Consider the following 17,795-nt stretch of genomic DNA (forward strand, 5'->3'; position numbering starts at 1 on the left):
TCTCTTATTTTGATGCTTTTACTTCTGTCCATAATTTATCATAAACTTTTAAAAATTCTCCTGGATCTAGAAACACTTCACTATTTTTAACTTGCTCTTCAGTTGGATATGCAATTTCGCTCTTTTGTAATTCTTCAGCTAATTCTTGTTTTGCTTCTTTATTAGGAGTAGAATATCCTATATACTCTGTATTTTTAAGTGCAATGTCTTTCCTAGTCATAAAGTCTATAAACTTTTCAGCTAACTCCTTATTCTCAGAGGTTTTTGGTATAACCATATTATCATACCATAAGTTAGAACCTTCTTTAGGAACTACATAATCAAGGTTTTTATTTTCTTCCATCAAATATATAGCATCTCCAGACCATTGTACTGACAATGCTGCTTCTTCTCTAACCATCATATCTTTGCCTTCATCACCTACATATGCAAGTACTAAATCCTTTTGTTTTATTAATTCTTGTTTTGTTTTTTCTAATTCTTGCTCATCAGTGGAGTTTAAAGAATAACCTAATTTTTTAAGTGCAACTGCAAAAGAATCTCTTTGGCTATCTATCATCAATATTTCATCTTTATACTTCTCATTCCATAAAATATTCCAACTATCTACTTTTTCTTCTACCATATTTTTATTGTATAATATTCCCATTGTTCCCCACATATATGGCACAGAATACTCATTATTAGGATCAAAATCTAAGCTTTTAAATCTGTCATCAATCTTATCATAGTTAGTTATATTATTCATATCAATTTTATATAATAAATCTTCTTTTATCATTTTTTCAATCATATAATCTGATGGAAATGCTACATCATAACTAGTTCCGCCTTGTTTTATCTTTACATACATTTCTTCATTTGTAGGGAAAGTTTCATATATTACGTTTACATCATACTCTTTCTCAAATTCATCAAGAACTGTTTCATCGATGTAATCGCCCCAATTATATACATGTAACTCTTCCTTGTCTTCCCCACATGAACTTAGAAAAAGGATACTTACTAATAATAATAGAATAAATATTTTTTTCATATTTACACCTCTTCATTCATTTTTTTTGATGTTCTTTTATTTATTATTAACATTAATATTAATACAGATAAAAACATTAATGTAGAAAGTGCATTTATTTTTGGATCTATTCCTCTCCTAGCCATAGAATATATAGTTATTGACAAATTACTTATGCCAGAACCTGTTGTAAAAAAGCTAATTACAAAATCATCTATAGAAAGTGTAAAGGCAATTAAAGCCCCTGTTACTATCCCAGGTGATATTTCAGGTAGAATTATTTTTCTAAATGCATAAAAAGGTGTAGCACCCAAATCCATAGCAGCTTCTGAAATATCTTTAGGTAATTGTTTTAATTTAGGTAATACAGCAAGTATTACATATGGTATGCTAAATGTTATATGTGAAAGTAAAAGAGTCATAAAGCCAAGTCTAATTTTTATAAATATAAATAAAGTCATAAGAGCAATACCTGTAACTATATCTGGATTTAATACAGGCAAATAATTTATATTTAAAATAATTTTTTTTCTAAAACTTTTCATGTTATAAATTCCAATAGCAGATAATGTACCAATTATAGTAGATATAATTGATGAAAATATTGCTATACTAATAGTATAATAAAGAGATTTCATTATTTCTCTACTTTTAAATAATTCTCTATACCAGTTTAATGTAAATCCATCCCATGTACCTTGTAGTCTAGAATCATTAAATGAAAATATAATTAGTACAGCAATAGGTGCATAAAGAAATAGAAAAATTAAAAATATATATATTTTTTGTATATATTTTTCTACCATAAACCTGCACCTCCTTCTTCTTTATCTTCATACTTGCTTAAAATTGCCATAGCAAATAATATTATTATCATAAGTACTAATGCTATAGTTGAACCAAAATGCCAGTCATTTATTCTTAAAAATTGCTCTTCTACTAAGTTTCCTATTAGCCAATATTGACCTCCACCTAAAAGTTTTGATATTACAAAAGTACTTACTGCAGGCATAAATACCATAGTTATCCCAGATATAACTCCTGGTAAACTTAATGGAAAAATCACTTTTAAAAACACCTTAAATTTATTTGCACCTAAATCCTCTGCGGCTTCTAAAATATTTTTATCCATTTTAATTAAAACTGTATAAATTGGAAGTATCATAAATGGTAAAAAATTATAAACCATACCAAGTATTACAGCCCCATCATTATATAATAAATCAAGTGCAGGTAGCCCAATACTCCTTAATAAATTATTAATAATACCTTTTTTTCCAAGTATACTCATCCATGCATAAGTTCTAAGTAAAAAATTCATCCACATAGGTATTATTACTAATAATATATAAGTATTTCTTTTTTTTATAGATAATTTAGACAGTATAAAAGAAAAAGGATAACCAATTATAAGACACATTATAGTAGAAATTACTGCAAGTAAAATTGATCTCCATAAAACATTTAGATAAACTGGTTCTAAAAATCTATAGAAATTTTCCAAAGAAAACTTTAATCCTAATGGACTAGAATAATCTTCAATTGTAATACCATATAGAAATACTAATATTAATGGTAATACAATAAAAATAACACTCCAAAAAATATAAGGATAAGCTGCTATTCTTTTCATTAATTTAATCCTCCTTATGCATCACATGTATATCTTCAGGTCTGAAATGTATTCCGATTTGAGTATCCATATCTTGTTTCAATGTACTGTGTACTAACCATGTCCTTTCATTTTCTTCAATTATCATTTCATAGTGAACTCCTTTAAATATTACTGACTTAATAGTACCTATAAGTTTAGAATTTTCTTTAGATACTAACTTTATATCTTCAGGTCTTATAACTATATCTACTTTTTCATTATTATTAAAACCCTTATCTACACAGTCGAATATGTTATCAGCAAATTTTACTACATAATCTCTTATCATTTTACCTTCTATAATATTACTTTCCCCAACAAACTTTGCTACAAATTTATTTTTAGGTTCATTATATATATCAACTGGACTTCCTTTTTGTTGGATTTCACCTTTATCCATAACAATAATAGTATCTGACATAGTAAGTGCTTCCTCTTGATCATGTGTAACATATATAAAAGTTATTCCCACTTCTTTTTGCATGTTTTTAAGCTCTAATTGCATTTCTTGTCTTAGTTTTAAATCTAAGGCTCCTAAAGGTTCATCTAATAGTAATACTTTAGGTTCATTAACAAGTGCCCTTGCAATAGCTATTCTCTGTTGCTGCCCTCCACTTAGTGAACTTATTTTTCTATTTTCATATCCTTCAAGCCCTACTAAAGATAGCATCTTGCTTACTTTCTTTTTTATTTCATCTTGAGAAATTTTTTTTATTTTTAACCCAAAAGCAATATTTTCAAAAATATTCATATGTGGAAAAAGTGCATACTTTTGAAATACAGTATTAATCTGTCTTTTATAAGGAGGTACATCGTTTATTTTCTTATCATTAAAATAAATATTTCCTTCATTTGGTTGTTCAAATCCTCCTATTATTCTAAGTGTAGTAGTTTTACCACAACCACTTGGCCCTAAAAGCGTTAAAAATTCATTTTCTTTAATTTTTAAATCAATATTTTTCAACACTTTTGTATCTCCATAACTTTTAATTATATTTTCTAATTTTATAATATTCTTCTCCATAATATACCTCCTTTTAAAAGTTAGGTGGAGTAGATATCCAGATTATACTTGCTTTCTTTTTACCAGCATTTATTATAGAATGATCTACATTGGATTTATAATAAAAGCTTTCACCTTTTTTTGCTTTGTACTTTTTACCTCCAAGAATAACAAATATACTTCCACTTAATACATATCCTAATTCTTCACCTTCATGAGGATGATCCTCTTTATATCTTCCTCCTTCTTCTAATGTCAACAAAATTGGCTCCATTTGATTTTTTTGAGCATTAGGTATTATCCATTTAAGTTCAAATTTATATTCATCATCTTTGCTTATAAACATATCATCTTTTGAAAAAACAATTTTTTCATCTTCAACTTCAGTAAAAAAATCCTTTAAATTAGTTCCTAAACTTTCTAATATATCAGTAAATGTAGTAATTGAAGGTGAAGTTAAATCTCTTTCAATTTGAGAAATAAAACCTTTTGATAATTCACATCTATTAGCTAATTCTTCTTGAGTTAAATTATTTTTCATTCTAAGTTCTTTAATTTTCTTTCCAATATTCATATAATCACCCTCCAATGAAAACTTTATTAAACTAAAAGTTTATAATTACTAAACTTAAGCAATAATTATTATACTTGTTAAGTCAATTAATGTCAATAATTTTTAATTAAAATATATAATAAATTATAATTACATTATCTCAATTTAAAAACTTCAATTGAACCTATTTACTTATAATATATTTAGTGTACAATATTATAGTAAGCTTTTAGGAGGTTTTAGTATGAATGATAGAAAAAAAGGAATAGTTTTGATTTTATTATCTGCTTTATTCTTTGCTCTAATGGCAGCTACTGTTAAGTATCTAGATGGAATACCTGTAGCAGAAAAAATATTTTTTAGAAACTTACTAGGTTTTATAGTAGCTACATATTTAATTGTCAAGAATAAAAAATCTATGTTAGGTAATAATAAAAAACTTCTGATTCTAAGAAGTATATTTGGTCTTTTAGGAGTAGCTGGATATTTTTATGCACTATCGTATCTACCTTTAGCTGATTCTGTTATATTAAATAAAATGTCACCATTCTTTGTGTTACTACTTGCAGCAGTATTTTTAGGTGAAAAAATAAAAAAGCTTCAAATTTTATCTTTAATATTAGCTATTTTAGGTGCTGGACTTGTTATAAAACCAGAATTTGATGTAAGTTTAATGCCATATATAATAGCTCTTACAGCATCTTTTTTTGCAGGTTCTGCATATACTGTAATACGTCATCTAAGACATACTGATTCTTCAGAGACTATTGTTTTTTATTTTACATTAATTTCAACAATAGCAATGATTCCATTTATGTTAAATGGACAATTTGTAATTCCTGATGCCAAACAAACAGTGGGTTTTTTAGCTCTTGGTACATTTGCAACTGCAGCTCAATTTTGTATGACAAATGCATATAGATTTGCACCAGCTGGCGAACTCGCAATATATACTTATACTAATATTGTGTTTTCAACAATAATAGGTATAATTGTTTGGTCAGAAATCCCTGGAATATTAAGTTCTATAGGAGGTTCTTTGATTATTCTTGCAGGATTTATCAATTATTATACTAATAAAAAAAAGGCTTAAAATAATTAAGCCTTTTTTTATATACTTATTGTAGTTATTTTCATTTTATTAATTGCATCTTCTATTAATCCTTCTACATCCAAAACCTTTTCAGATTCTTCTATATCTCTTAATTCTGGACTAGTTACTGGGTGCTTAGGTAAAAATACAGAACAGCAGTCTTCAAATGGTAATATAGATGTTTCAAATGTTTCTATATCTTTTGCTATTTCAATTATTTCTGTCTTATTAAATCCAATAAGTGGTCTTAATATAGGTATATTAACTGAAGAATTAGTTACATTTAAACTTTTCATAGTTTGACTTGCTACCTGTCCCAGATTCTCACCTGTAATAATACAATCTATGTTATTTATATTTGCTATGCTTTCTGCTATTTTAGTCATAAATCTTCTTGATATTATAGTCATTTCTGATGGCGGACAATACTTATTAATAGCTTTTTGTATATTTAGTATGTTTACACTATATAACTTTATTTCTCCTGTATACATAGAAATTATTTTAGCTAAATCTTTTACCTTTTCTTCAGCTCTTTCACTTGTAAATGGGTAGCTATGATAATGTACTGCCTCTATTGATACTCCTCTTTTTGCAATCATAAATCCTGCTACTGGACTATCTATTCCTCCTGATAATAATAATAATCCTTTACCATTGGTTCCTAATGGTAACCCACCATATCCATATATTTTTTCTGTATAGATATAAACTTTTTGTCTTATATCTACATAAACATAAATATCGGGATTATGAATATCAACTTTTAAATCCTCAGTATTCTGTAATATATATGCTCCTACTTCTCTAGCTACTTCCATTGAATTAACAGGAAATTTTTTATCAGCCCTCTTACAATCAACTTTAAATGTTCTTATTTTACGTTTTTTTATAGCTTCTTTTAATGCTTTTAGAGAATTAACTTTTATGCTATCTAAATTTTTTTCTATTTTATATGCTGGACTTAAATGAACTAATCCAAAGACTTTTTTTACTCTATTTATTACTTTATCAATATTATCTTCATTTACTTCTACATACATCTTTCCAAGTTCTCTATATACATTAGGACTTCCTAAGTCCCTAGTTGCTGCTTTAATTTTTCCTAATAACTTTTTTTCAAAAAAGTTTCTCTTTCCTTTCTTTAATGCCACTTCTCCTACACTTATGCTTATTACATTTTTCATAATTTCACCTCATCATTATATCTCTTATTTCTTCTACTCTTAACTTTAATTTTTTAATAACATAATCTATTTGTTCTTTAGTATTATAAATACTAAAGCTAAATCTTATAGCAGATTCAATCTCTACATTTTTTAGCCCCATAGATTTAAGAACATAGCTTCCTCTATCATCTTTAGATGAGCAAGCTGATCCAGTGGATACATATATATCATCACTTTCTAAAAAGTGAAGTAATACTTCGCCTTTAGTATTTATAAAAGAAATATTAACTATATGTGGAGCACTATTTATATATGCTGTATTTATTTTAATATCAGATATATTTTCTTTTACCTTTTCAATAAAATAGTTCTTTAAATCATCTAAATATTTTTTTTCAGAATTCCCTTCAGAATTTAATATCTCTATAGCTTTTGATAAACCAATTATTCCCGGAGTATTTTCTGTCCCAGATCTTATACCTTTTTCTTGTTCTCCTCCAAAAATAATAGATTTAATATTTAATCCATCTCTTATATAGAGACATCCTACCCCTTTAGGGCCATGTATTTTATGAGCACTAAAAGAAAAGCTATCTATGCCCATCTTTTTAATATTAAAATCAATTTTACCTAAAGCTTGAATTCCATCAACATGCAAATATGCATTTGATTTATTGTTATTAATTATCTCTTTAACCTTTTCCAATGGTTGTATGCTACCTACTTCATTATTAACCATCATAAGACTTACAAGTATAGTATCTTCCAATAATTCATCTTTAAATTGATTTAAATCTATAATACCATATTCATCTACATCTAAGTAAGTAATTTTAAAACCTTTTTGTTCATAGTTTTTTAAAATATTTAATACTGAAGGATGTTCTATTTTAGAAGTTATTATATGATTACCTTTATTTTTATTTGCTTCAATTATACCTTGTATTGCTATGTTATTACTTTCAGTACCTCCTGATGTAAAATATATTTCACTTGATTTTACATTTAAATATTTTGAAATTATATCTCTGCCTCTTTTAATTTTTTTCTCTACTTTAAGCCCCATTCTATGAAGTGAAGATGGATTACCATAATCTTCTCTTAATAAAATATTCATTTCATCAATTACTTCATCTCTAGGTTTTGTTGTTGCACTATTATCTAGATAAACAAACATGTTTTCACCTCTATCAATATCCTAATTTTTGATTTATTATTATAATTTCTATATCAGTTTTCATTGGTTTTTTTTCTAAAATCACTGTAACATTACACATCCTATCTAGAGAGTTACAATCATTACACTTTCCAGTATGTCTACAAGGTGTATTAAGATTTAATCTTTCAGCATTCTTTGGACATGTAACTTCTTTAATTCTATTTATGGCTTCTTCATTATTTTCTACAATCTTATTTATTCCAACTAATATATATACCTTATCATGTCCATAAACCATAGAAGTTACTCTATTGCCTACTCCATCAATATTAATTAATTTTCCTTCACTTGTTATGGCATTAGAACTAGAAAGATATATATTGGAATTACTTGCATTTCGTAAGACAGTATTTTTATTTTCAGAATCACATAACCAATGCCAATAAACTTTATTTCCTTTTTTAATTAATTCTTCATGTATCTTAGAATCAAATATTGTCATTGAACCCCCGATTCCTACATCCGTTTCTATATCTATTTTACTTAACAAATAATCTTTAGCTATATTAATGTTATCAAAATACTCTACTTGAAATCCATTATTTTCTAAATTGTTTATAGTTATATCAACTAAATTTTTCAATAAAATCTCCTCCATATTAATCTTCTGCTAATATATTATAACATAAAAAAATTATATATATTTTTTATAAAAAGTACTTGCGAAATTTGTCGTTATTTGTTATAATTTTAATTGGTTATCCCCCTGGTAACCTCAAATTAAATCTCTATTCCCAATACCCCTTTTGAACGGTTAAAGGAAATAAAAAATGACCCCCGTTGGGTCATTTTTTATTTCCTTAATTTTTTTTAATATATTTTATATACATTTAATTTAATTTATCTGTTAAAATAATTATAGTTAGGAGGTTTTAACAATGAAAAAAGTTGCTATTATATTTAATGGTGGAACAATTTCTATGAAAGTAGACCCTAGAATAAATGCTGCAATTCCAGCATTAAGCAGTCAAGAAATTATGTCTATGGTTACAAATATAGAAAAGTATGCTGATATTGAAACAATTAATTTTTCAAAATTACCAGGGCCACATATGACACCAGATCTAATGCTTGAACTATCAAATACTATTAAGAACATATTAAAACGTGAAGATATTGATGCCGTAATTGTTACACATGGGACTGATACATTAGAAGAAACTGCATTTTTCTTAGAATTAAATATAAAATCAGAAAAACCTATTATTGTATTAGGAGCTATGAGAAATGGATCTGAACTTGGTTATGATGGACCAAGTAATTTATCAGCTGGTATTTGTACAGCAATTTCTGAAGAGTCTAAAGGTAAAGGTGTCCTAGTAGTAATGAACAATGAAGTTAATGCTGCAACTGAAGTTACAAAAACAAATACCTTATCACTAGATACTTTTAAATCTCCAGAATTTGGACCTTTAGGAATAGTTGATAATGATGAAGTTCTATATTACAGAGAAAAAAAATCTCACGATCATATATTAAATATAGATAAATTAGAATCAAAAGTAGGATTAATTAAATCTGGAGCTGGAATGGATTCTGATATAATTGACTTTTACATAAATAATGGTTACAAAGGATTAGTTATAGAAGCAATGGGAAGAGGAAATGTTCCCCCTAGTATGTTAGATGGAATAAAAAGAGCTATAAATAAAAATATTCCAGTTATTATAGTTTCTAGATGCCCTACTGGAAGAGTATTAGATACTTATGGATATTTAGGTGCGGGTAAAATGTTAAGAGATATTGGTGCGATATTTGGATTTAACCTTCCAGGTCAAAAAGCTAGAATAAAGTTAATGCTAGCACTTAGTATGACAAAAGATATTAATAAAATTAAAGATATATTTGAAAAAGATAGATTTAAATAGGATCATATGATCCTATTTAAATCTATCTCGAACTAAATATTGAACCTCTTCGTCTTCTACTTAAAAAATCTTCTATATCTTTTATCCTATCTTCTAACTCAGATATTCTTTTGTTTAGTTTTTCATATTCATTATTTTCTTTTATTGTAGATTGTAATATCTTTGTTATTAATTTTTTATTTTCTTCTATTTCAATTTTAAGATCCTCTAAATCATCATAATCATAACTATAATTTTTTTTAGGCTTTATATAATCGTTATTATTAGTTTCTATAATATCACCACCTTTTGAATTTTTTTTTAAAGGTACTTCTTCAACATTTTCAAGTTTTCCAAAACCTATAAAAGAAATTTCTGGAGGAATCGTGCCAAATGAATAGTTCAATTTATAAATATTATTTTTTGAGTTAGAGCTATATCCATATCTTAATAAATCTTTTCCTTTAGAATCATTCCATAAATATGGCCCTTCAAATTTTTTGTTATCTTTTCGTTTAACTGAACTCATTATTGATTTAAATTCATACCAACAAACCCATATATTTTCACCTTCTAAAATAATTGTTGGATACATACAGTTTGATAAATTAGATAAAACAGCTCTTGATTCTACTTTAGACTTTTCATTATCTAAACTTATATAATCACATATAATTTTAAAATTCTCATCTTGCTTTGCTGAATAACTCATTAGTAATTTTGAGTTATCTATACCTAAAATATCTAAATAATATTTTTCATATTTTTCTTCATTTATTACTATTTCATCTCCTAATTGGTTTTTCTCTAGATTAAAATATCTTAGTTCTATATTATGATAATAATCCTTAAAGTTCATATATGATATAATTACTCCTCGATTGTAAAGTGTTATATTATATGGGTTTAAAATGCCATTTGTTTCTATAGTAAATAATTTATTTTTAACAACATTGTCATTGTATACAACCACATGCATAAATTCATAATAATTTTTTTGAACACTTTTTTGAAAATAGAATATATGAATATTATCATATAATTTTATCATTTGTGGCTCATAAATTTTATTTGAATCTTCAACTATAGTTTTATGATTCCAATTTCCACTTAAATAAGTTGAAAAATAAATATTATTATTATTGTTTTCTTGATAAACAATATTTATATTATTCTTACGATCTATAAAGGAATAGAAATGTTCATTACAATTTTTAACTAAAACTTCTTTTTTATTTTTTGATAATATTTTATCATATGTTATAAAGTTGATATCTTCATCTTTATATAACAAATTATATATATTCCCAAAAGAATCAGTTAATAAATATGAAGAGTTTTTAAGTAAAGACATAAGTACCTCCTTTCCATTAACTATAAACCTTATTTATATAATTCTATTTAAATTATTATAAAAATATTACTTCTATAATAATTGTAACAGGTTATTAGTTTTAGAATATATTGAAAGTAGGAAGTATAATTCCAATATGTTTTAGGGAGGAAAAAATAATGAAACGAAAAAATAATAATGATCTTCTAGATTTAACACAACCGGAACAATGCTGTGAAGCTACAACAGGTTGTAAATTTGACGGTTCTTTAAAAAATGTAGTATCAGAACCAATATATGTTCAAAAAGTATATGATGCAGCTTTATTTAACTTACAAGGATTACGAACAGTAGCAAGACAAAGATTTAGACCAAATTTACCAGCAGGATCTAGAATTCTAAGAGTTCTTGACATTAGATGTAGAAAATTCTTCAATCCAAAAGATATAAAATGTCCTGAAAATTTAAAAATTACACCTACTACAGAAATATCAGGTGCAAGTTTTGTAAAAGATGGTGAATGTGATGTATTAGTAACAGGTCCAGATGGTAAGAAAAGTCAAAAGCTAATATATGCAGATACTTCAGATTGTGATAAAGAAAATAAAGGTACTCCAATATTTGGTACTCAAAATATTGATATAACTGGTAATGTAATCGTAGAAATTGATATTATATATGCAGATGATTGTGGAGATAGAAACAGAACTACTTTAACAGCTAATGTATCATTAGATCCACTTACTTTAACAAATTTCTTTGAATTATGTTTGCCTTCTGTTTTTGATGGAGCTTTCTTGCCAAGATTTACTGAATTCTGCAACTTATCTTGTGAAACAAGACTTGCTACTCAAAGCATAACTAGGGACTTAAATGTAAATCCTAATGGTGCAGTTAGAGGAAACTTACTCATTTCATTATGTGTAACTTGTGAAAAGAAAATAATTGTTCCAGTACAATTATGTGTATTATCAACTGGTTTCCCTCAATTAGCAGCAGAGATTGCACCAATATGTGAAACTTTCCCATCACTATTCCCTAATCAAATAGATGAAAGTAGTAGAAAAGATCATCATCACTGTGCATTAAACGAAGAGGTAGAAGATTAATTAAACATAGTTAAAGCTAGAACTAAAATTTTAGTTCTAGCTTTAACTATTTTAGTACTCTAAGCTAACTTTTCATTTTCACTATTAATATTTGAGTATTTACCACATTTATCTTGCCATCTAGCTAATATTTTATCATTTGAAACAATCTCTACTACTTCACACATATTAGGACAATCTTTACACTCAAATCCTCTTACATTATATTCTAATTTGACTTTATCAAGCCCTCTAAACTTTGTTCTATTTGTTCTTTTAACTTTATCCTTTGCAAGTATAGCTGCACCAATAGCTCCCATACAATCATGATGTTCAGGAACAAATACTTCTTTATTTAAATACTTTTTAAAAGCTTTAATAATACCTTTATTGGCAGCTACACCTCCTTGAAATATTACTGGTCCCTCTATCCTTTTTCCTTTTGCTAAATTGTTTATATAGTTTCTTACTAATGCTTCACATAATCCATTTAAAATATCTTCATAATTATGCCCTAATTGTTGTTTATGAATCATATCTGATTCTGCAAATACTGCACATCTTCCTGCAATCCTAACGGGATTATTTGACTGTATAGCTATATCACCAAAATTTTTTATATCAATATTTAATCGTTGAGCCTGTCTATCTAAAAATGATCCTGTTCCTGCAGCACATACTGTATTCATCGCAAAATCTGTAACAATACCATTATCAATTAATATAATTTTAGAATCCTGTCCTCCAATTTCCAGAATGGTTTTAACATCAGGTATAAAATTTATAGCTGCTATAGCATGAGATGTTATTTCATTCTTTACTATATCAGCTCCTAGAATTATGTTTGCTAAATTCCTTCCACTTCCTGTAGTACCTACACCCTTAATATCACTATCACTATACCTTTCTCCTATTTCTTTCATTAACTCTGTAATTACCTTTATAGGATTTCCTTTAGTTCTAACATAATTTTTTTCTATTATATTATTATCATCATCTAATAAAACTATATTTGTACTTACAGACCCTACATCAACTCCCAAGAATAATCTGTTCATTTTCTTGCTCCTTTCTCTTTTTTACTAAATCAATAAATGCTTCTATTCTTGTTTGATATCCAGCTTCTCCAGTAAGCTCATCAACTATTAAAGTCATTATAGGAATATCATAATCTTTTTTAATACTTGGCATTATACTTTCCGCTACTATTTCTGGCATACAATTAAAGGGAAGAATTTGAATTAACCCATCATAATTTTCTTCTGCATATATAATTGCACTACCTACTGTTTCTCTTCCATGTCCCCCTACTAAAGTAGGTAAATAAGGTTTTGCTTTTTTCCATTTTATTTTTTCGCTACTTATACCTAAATTTCCAAGTCCTAAATGATGTGATACCCACTTACTTGGAGTTAAAGATTTATCTACTATTACCCCCATATTACCTAGTTTTTTTTCAATTTCTAAGTTTACATAAGGTTCAATTATAGTATATATTTCACCAATGATACCTATTTTAATTTGGTTACTTTGTTTATATTCTTTTAAATCATTTAGTCTATTAAAACTTGTATCTATAAGTTTTCTTATATTGTATGTACCTTTAACTTCCTCAATATTAGAATAAAAATAATCCATTATATTATCAACTTTATACTTCTCATGAACTACAGCTCTTTTATAATTTGAATAATTTACCAAACTATCAGATAAATATAATGTTTTCTTAGCATTTATAATTGCTTTTATGATTTTGAAAATATTATTTGTCCCAGCTACTTTGATTATTTCATTTACTAAATTTTTAAATTGTCCTTCTGGAGGATCCAAACTAACAAAATTGATATTATATCCTAAGTCACTTAGTATCTTTCTCTCCATATCAGCATAAAATCCAAATCTACAAGGTCCACAACTTCCAGTTATTATTATAGTATCTGCACCTTTTTCTATACTTTCTATATAATTTCCTATATTTATTTTTAATGGCATACATATAGATTCTGGAGAATATTTAATCCCTAATTCCAATGTTTTTTTTGTTATTGGAGGTGGTAATATTACTTCTCTATCTAAATCCTCCAATAGTCCTTTAGCAGCAATATATACATTACCCATATGTGGAAAAGTAATCTTCATCATTTGACCTCCATTTAATCATGTCTATAAAAGCTTCTATTCTAGTATTTATTCCTGCTTCACCTGAATGTTCATCTAAAGTAATTAAATTAAATGGTATATTTTTTATTTTTGATTCTCTTTCTACCATATCAATCAATATTGAGTCTAAACCACATCCAAAAGAAGAAACAAAAATAATCCCATCAATATTTCTTTCATTAATCATATACATTGATGCCCCAACAATTTTCTTTCCTGAGGTCCAAAACATTCTCTTTGATAATTTTGAAATATAAAATTCAATCTCTTTTTCTTTTACCATGTTAGGAGTAATTATATTTACATCCATATTATTTAATTTAGTAAATACATTCATATTAATATAATCATCATATAAATTATAATGATGACCAATTAATAAAACATTTAAGTGTTTATTTTTATATTCTCCTTTTTTGTTACTATTCTTTTCAATAATATTATTTGGATTTAATCCATTATTCAATAAAATTTTATATTCATTATATTTTTCTTGAGATTTTAGATATGCATTTCGTATTTTTATATAATTATTTGTTACTTTAGATCCTGCTCTATACACTTCTTTTAAAAGATACATCTTTCTTTTTCTAAGATTAATTTCTATATCTATTATTTCTGGTAAATCTGGAACTGTATTTTTCACCATAGCAGGTAAACCTAATATTTTAGGACATTCGTACTCACTTTTTTGAATGCTTATTATCCTAGGTATAAATAAATAATCTACATCATCTTTTATACTATATACATGACCATGAAATATCTTTACCGGCAAGCAAGCATCATCTATTGAGTTTAATACTCCCATATTTAAAATGTCTTTATTTGTTTTTTTTGATGTTATAACTTCTGCTCCAAGTTGAGTAAAAAATTCATCCCACAATGGAAAAAAGTCAAAATAATTCATTCCACGTGGTATTCCTATTTTTATCATATTTAACCTCCAATCCACTCATTATTATAGACAAAATTCGAATTATTATTCTAATTAAACCATAAAAAAAGTTCTCATTAATGAGAACTTTTTTTATGGTTTAATATATTATAAACTTCATTCATAATATATTGAATCTCTTTTCTATCATTATTAAATTCTATACTACTTTTTAAGTAATCAAAAAAATCATCAGGAGTATTAAATGGAATTTCTAATAATGTAAGTATTTTTTTCATTCTAATTTTCCTATTTGTATTATCCATATTTTTTATATTTCTTTCAATAAACTCTATAAAATTACTAATTAATTTATCTAAATAATTTTGTTCTATTGATTCATCATTTTTGATTAATAATTCTTCACTTTCAATATAATAATCATTTAAATAGGATAATATTTTCTCAGTTTTAGAATATATATCTTCTAAATTTTTATCGATTCCTATATTATTATTTATTATATTTTGTGTATCTTCTTGATATACTTTAGTTACTTTCATTAAATCACTTTCAATTTCATTTGATTTATTTAACAGCATTTTATAGTCATATTTTGTTAGATCTTGTAAAAAGATTTCTACTTTCTTTTTATCTTCTTTATCCATTTCATCAATTATCATATGAACAATAATAAATTTATTTATAATTAAACCTAATTCTCTAAGAAACTCTAATAAGTCTTCAATTTCTCTTATTATATTTTTAGAATCTATAAAATTTTTATCCAATTCTTCTTGAGATATATGTTTATAATCAACTTCTTTATAATTTTGAGTTATTCTAAAATATTTATCGAATGCATTAACATATTCCCATTCAAGTGTTCCATTGAAAATACTTTTATACCTTTTAAATAAAATTTCACACTTTTCTTTATTTAAATTCTTAAAACTTTTCTTAAGTGAATTTGATAATATTGAATAATATTTTTGTTTAGTTATTTTCATTGGTATAACCCAAATAACTTCAGCTATCTTTTGATTTATAGTCATTTTATCTATCATTAAATAATCATATATTTTTTTATAAAAATCTTCAAAAGATATAGGTATATTTTTATCAAACTGTTTTCTTGATAAAAAATCATAATATATATTATTATAATAAGATATTTCTGTAAGATATCTTGATAAATCCATTAATGTTTTATGTATATCATTTCTTATATCAATATAATAATTTATATTTTTTTTGCTTATACTTGAAAAGTCATCTTTTATATTAATTATATTGTTAAATATTTCAGTTTTTAATTCAATAATTTTTGTATTTTGGTCTTCTAAATTAGATATAATACCTCTTATTTTTTCTTCACTTTTTATAATATTTTTTTCTCTAAAAAATATTTCTAAAATAGATAATTTCATAATAACATTATTTTGATTTTTTGATGATATTTTTATATTATTTGTCAGTTCATTTTTGTCCATTTTATCCACCTCTATATTTATATTAACATTTATCATTTAAAATTTCATTATTTATATTATATTTATTAATTAAATAATTTTACTATATAGATTAAATGATTTATAATATAAGTTGATAGAATTTGGAGGAATTATAATGGAAATAATTACATATGAATCAAAAGAAATTATAGCTTTACCTGAAGAAATTAAAAATACAATTAAAAACAATAGTTATTGTTTTTTTGATATAGAAACTACAGGTTTTAATAGATATAAAAATAAAGTTATGCTGATAGGAATACTCTATCCAACTTATAAAGGAAGTAAAATAATTCAATTTTTTTCAGAAAACTTAAATGATGAAAAAGAAATGTTAATAAAATTTATTGGTTTTATTTCAAAATTCAAATATTTAATTTCCTTTAATGGAGATACATTTGATATTCCTTTTTTAAATAGTAGAATCAAATCCAATTCAATAGATTATACGATAAGTAAAAGTAATAATATTGATTTATTGAAAACTGCAAGAAAAAATAAAGAACTATTAAATTTAGAAAACTGTAAATTAAAAACTCTTGAAAAAAGATTAGGAATAAAAAGAAATGATATAATTTCTGGAAAAGATAGTATAGATTTATATTATGATTATATAAAAACTAAAGATGAAAAAATAAAAAGTATTATTTTAGGACATAATCATGATGATATTTATTACTTACCAAAAATACTAGAGATATATAATTTAATAAAAAGAAAATCTAATATTAATTTTATTCATACTTTTAGAAATAATAAAGTTGAATTTAGTACAGATCTAAGAAATATTGATTTAAATGAAGAAACACTAAGCATATGTGGTAGCTCTAACTATTTAGATTTAAATGATCAAATATATTATAGAGATAATTATAGTTTTAGATGGCAAGTTAAAAATGGTTTATTTTCTTTAAATATCTCACTAAAAAAAGGAAAATTATCTACAGGCAAATATTGTTATTATTTAGATCAAGATAAATGTGATTTATCACTAAATTTAACAGATCAAACAAAATATAACTTACCTTCTCACTTAATTATTATAAAAGATGATAAAAAAATTATATATGAAAATTTAACAATGCTATTTCAATCAATTATGAATGGAATATTAAATAAACTCACTAAATAATTATATATTAAAAAAGCTTCCAAACATTAAGTTTAGAAGCTTTTTCAGTGGTGCCCAGAGGCGGAATCGAACCACCGACACGAGGATTTTCAGTCCTCTGCTCTACCGACTGAGCTATCTGGGCAAGTGGTGGGCCTT

The 17,795-nt window shown here is 25.4% G+C and carries 17 protein-coding genes and 1 tRNA gene; 4 read left to right on the forward strand and 14 right to left on the reverse strand.

The genetic code is table 11. The features are described from left to right. Positions 1-4: 4 nt before the first annotated feature. Genes D3Z33_RS08145 through D3Z33_RS08165 form a run of 5 tightly spaced genes read right to left on the reverse strand, consistent with a single transcriptional unit; the run spans position 5 to position 4,246 of the window. Positions 5-1,036 carry an ABC transporter substrate-binding protein gene (locus tag D3Z33_RS08145; protein WP_160197269.1) on the reverse strand — a complete coding sequence of 344 codons (1,032 nt, stop codon included), beginning with the start codon at positions 1,034-1,036 and terminating at the stop codon, positions 5-7. A gap of 2 nt (positions 1,037-1,038) precedes the next feature. Continuing rightward, positions 1,039-1,821 (reverse strand): ABC transporter permease, encoded by a 783-nt coding sequence (locus tag D3Z33_RS08150; protein WP_160197270.1) that lies wholly within the window; start codon positions 1,819-1,821, stop codon positions 1,039-1,041. Then, complete coding sequence (locus D3Z33_RS08155) at positions 1,815-2,648, reverse strand: ABC transporter permease (RefSeq protein WP_160197271.1); 834 nt, start codon at positions 2,646-2,648, stop codon at positions 1,815-1,817. The genes D3Z33_RS08150 and D3Z33_RS08155 overlap by 7 nt, the downstream gene beginning before the upstream one ends. Positions 2,649-2,652: 4 nt before the next feature. Beyond that, positions 2,653-3,693 (reverse strand): spermidine/putrescine ABC transporter ATP-binding protein, encoded by a 1,041-nt coding sequence (potA, locus tag D3Z33_RS08160; protein ID WP_160197272.1) that lies wholly within the window; start codon positions 3,691-3,693, stop codon positions 2,653-2,655. A 13-nt stretch (positions 3,694-3,706) separates the two neighbouring features. Further along, positions 3,707-4,246 (reverse strand): helix-turn-helix domain-containing protein, encoded by a 540-nt coding sequence (locus tag D3Z33_RS08165; RefSeq protein WP_160197273.1) that lies wholly within the window; start codon positions 4,244-4,246, stop codon positions 3,707-3,709. Positions 4,247-4,469: 223 nt separating this feature from the next. Here D3Z33_RS08165 and D3Z33_RS08170 point away from each other — a divergent pair, with 223 nt between their 5' ends. Further along, positions 4,470-5,318 (forward strand): DMT family transporter, encoded by an 849-nt coding sequence (locus tag D3Z33_RS08170; RefSeq protein WP_160197274.1) that lies wholly within the window; start codon positions 4,470-4,472, stop codon positions 5,316-5,318. A gap of 17 nt (positions 5,319-5,335) precedes the next feature. Here D3Z33_RS08170 and thiI read toward each other — a convergent pair whose 3' ends face one another. The 3 genes from thiI to D3Z33_RS08185 are packed head-to-tail and all read right to left on the reverse strand — an operon-like array spanning position 5,336 to position 8,289. After that, positions 5,336-6,505, reverse strand: a complete 1,170-nt coding sequence (gene thiI, locus D3Z33_RS08175; RefSeq protein WP_160197275.1) for a tRNA uracil 4-sulfurtransferase ThiI — start codon at positions 6,503-6,505, stop codon at positions 5,336-5,338. A gap of 4 nt (positions 6,506-6,509) precedes the next feature. Beyond that, positions 6,510-7,664, reverse strand: a complete 1,155-nt coding sequence (locus tag D3Z33_RS08180; protein ID WP_160197276.1) for a cysteine desulfurase family protein — start codon at positions 7,662-7,664, stop codon at positions 6,510-6,512. A 13-nt stretch (positions 7,665-7,677) separates the two neighbouring features. Further along, the gene (locus D3Z33_RS08185) at positions 7,678-8,289 is read right to left on the reverse strand and encodes a lactate utilization protein (protein ID WP_160197277.1); all 612 of its coding nucleotides are present in this window, start codon (positions 8,287-8,289) and stop codon (positions 7,678-7,680) included. 295 nt (positions 8,290-8,584) lie between these two features. On the opposite strand from D3Z33_RS08185, the gene D3Z33_RS08190 reads away from it, so the two are divergent. Beyond that, positions 8,585-9,574, forward strand: a complete 990-nt coding sequence (locus tag D3Z33_RS08190; RefSeq protein WP_160197278.1) for an asparaginase — start codon at positions 8,585-8,587, stop codon at positions 9,572-9,574. Positions 9,575-9,596: 22 nt separating this feature from the next. Here D3Z33_RS08190 and D3Z33_RS08195 read toward each other — a convergent pair whose 3' ends face one another. Next, entirely contained in the window at positions 9,597-10,907 is a 1,311-nt protein-coding gene (locus D3Z33_RS08195) for a hypothetical protein (protein ID WP_160197279.1), read from the reverse strand. A gap of 158 nt (positions 10,908-11,065) precedes the next feature. On the opposite strand from D3Z33_RS08195, the gene D3Z33_RS08200 reads away from it, so the two are divergent. Further along, entirely contained in the window at positions 11,066-11,995 is a 930-nt protein-coding gene (locus D3Z33_RS08200; protein ID WP_160197280.1) for a hypothetical protein, read from the forward strand. Positions 11,996-12,054: 59 nt separating this feature from the next. On the opposite strand, the gene D3Z33_RS08205 is transcribed toward D3Z33_RS08200, so the two are convergent. From D3Z33_RS08205 to D3Z33_RS08220, 4 genes are all read right to left on the reverse strand, one after another. Continuing rightward, positions 12,055-13,032, reverse strand: a complete 978-nt coding sequence (locus tag D3Z33_RS08205) for an acyl-CoA dehydratase activase (RefSeq protein ID WP_160197281.1) — start codon at positions 13,030-13,032, stop codon at positions 12,055-12,057. Further along, positions 13,007-14,113 (reverse strand): CoA protein activase, encoded by a 1,107-nt coding sequence (locus D3Z33_RS08210; protein WP_160197282.1) that lies wholly within the window; start codon positions 14,111-14,113, stop codon positions 13,007-13,009. The genes D3Z33_RS08205 and D3Z33_RS08210 overlap by 26 nt, the downstream gene beginning before the upstream one ends. After that, on the reverse strand, positions 14,085-15,071 hold the full coding sequence (locus D3Z33_RS08215) for an acyl-CoA dehydratase activase-related protein (protein WP_160197283.1): 987 nt from the start codon (positions 15,069-15,071) through the stop codon (positions 14,085-14,087). Before D3Z33_RS08215 ends, D3Z33_RS08210 begins: the two co-directional genes overlap by 29 nt. A 77-nt stretch (positions 15,072-15,148) precedes the next feature. Beyond that, positions 15,149-16,504: a hypothetical protein gene (locus D3Z33_RS08220; RefSeq protein ID WP_160197284.1), complete on the reverse strand. Its 1,356-nt coding sequence runs from the start codon at positions 16,502-16,504 to the stop codon at positions 15,149-15,151. 136 nt (positions 16,505-16,640) lie between these two features. On the opposite strand from D3Z33_RS08220, the gene D3Z33_RS08225 reads away from it, so the two are divergent. After that, positions 16,641-17,657 (forward strand): ribonuclease H-like domain-containing protein, encoded by a 1,017-nt coding sequence (locus tag D3Z33_RS08225; RefSeq protein WP_160197285.1) that lies wholly within the window; start codon positions 16,641-16,643, stop codon positions 17,655-17,657. Between the two features lie 48 nt (positions 17,658-17,705). On the opposite strand, the gene D3Z33_RS08230 is transcribed toward D3Z33_RS08225, so the two are convergent. Then, a tRNA-Phe gene (locus D3Z33_RS08230) sits at positions 17,706-17,781 on the reverse strand. Positions 17,782-17,795 lie beyond the last annotated feature (14 nt).

The organism is Senegalia massiliensis (assembly GCF_009911265.1).
GTDB classification, from domain to species: Bacteria; Bacillota; Clostridia; order Tissierellales; family SIT17; genus Anaeromonas; species Anaeromonas massiliensis_A.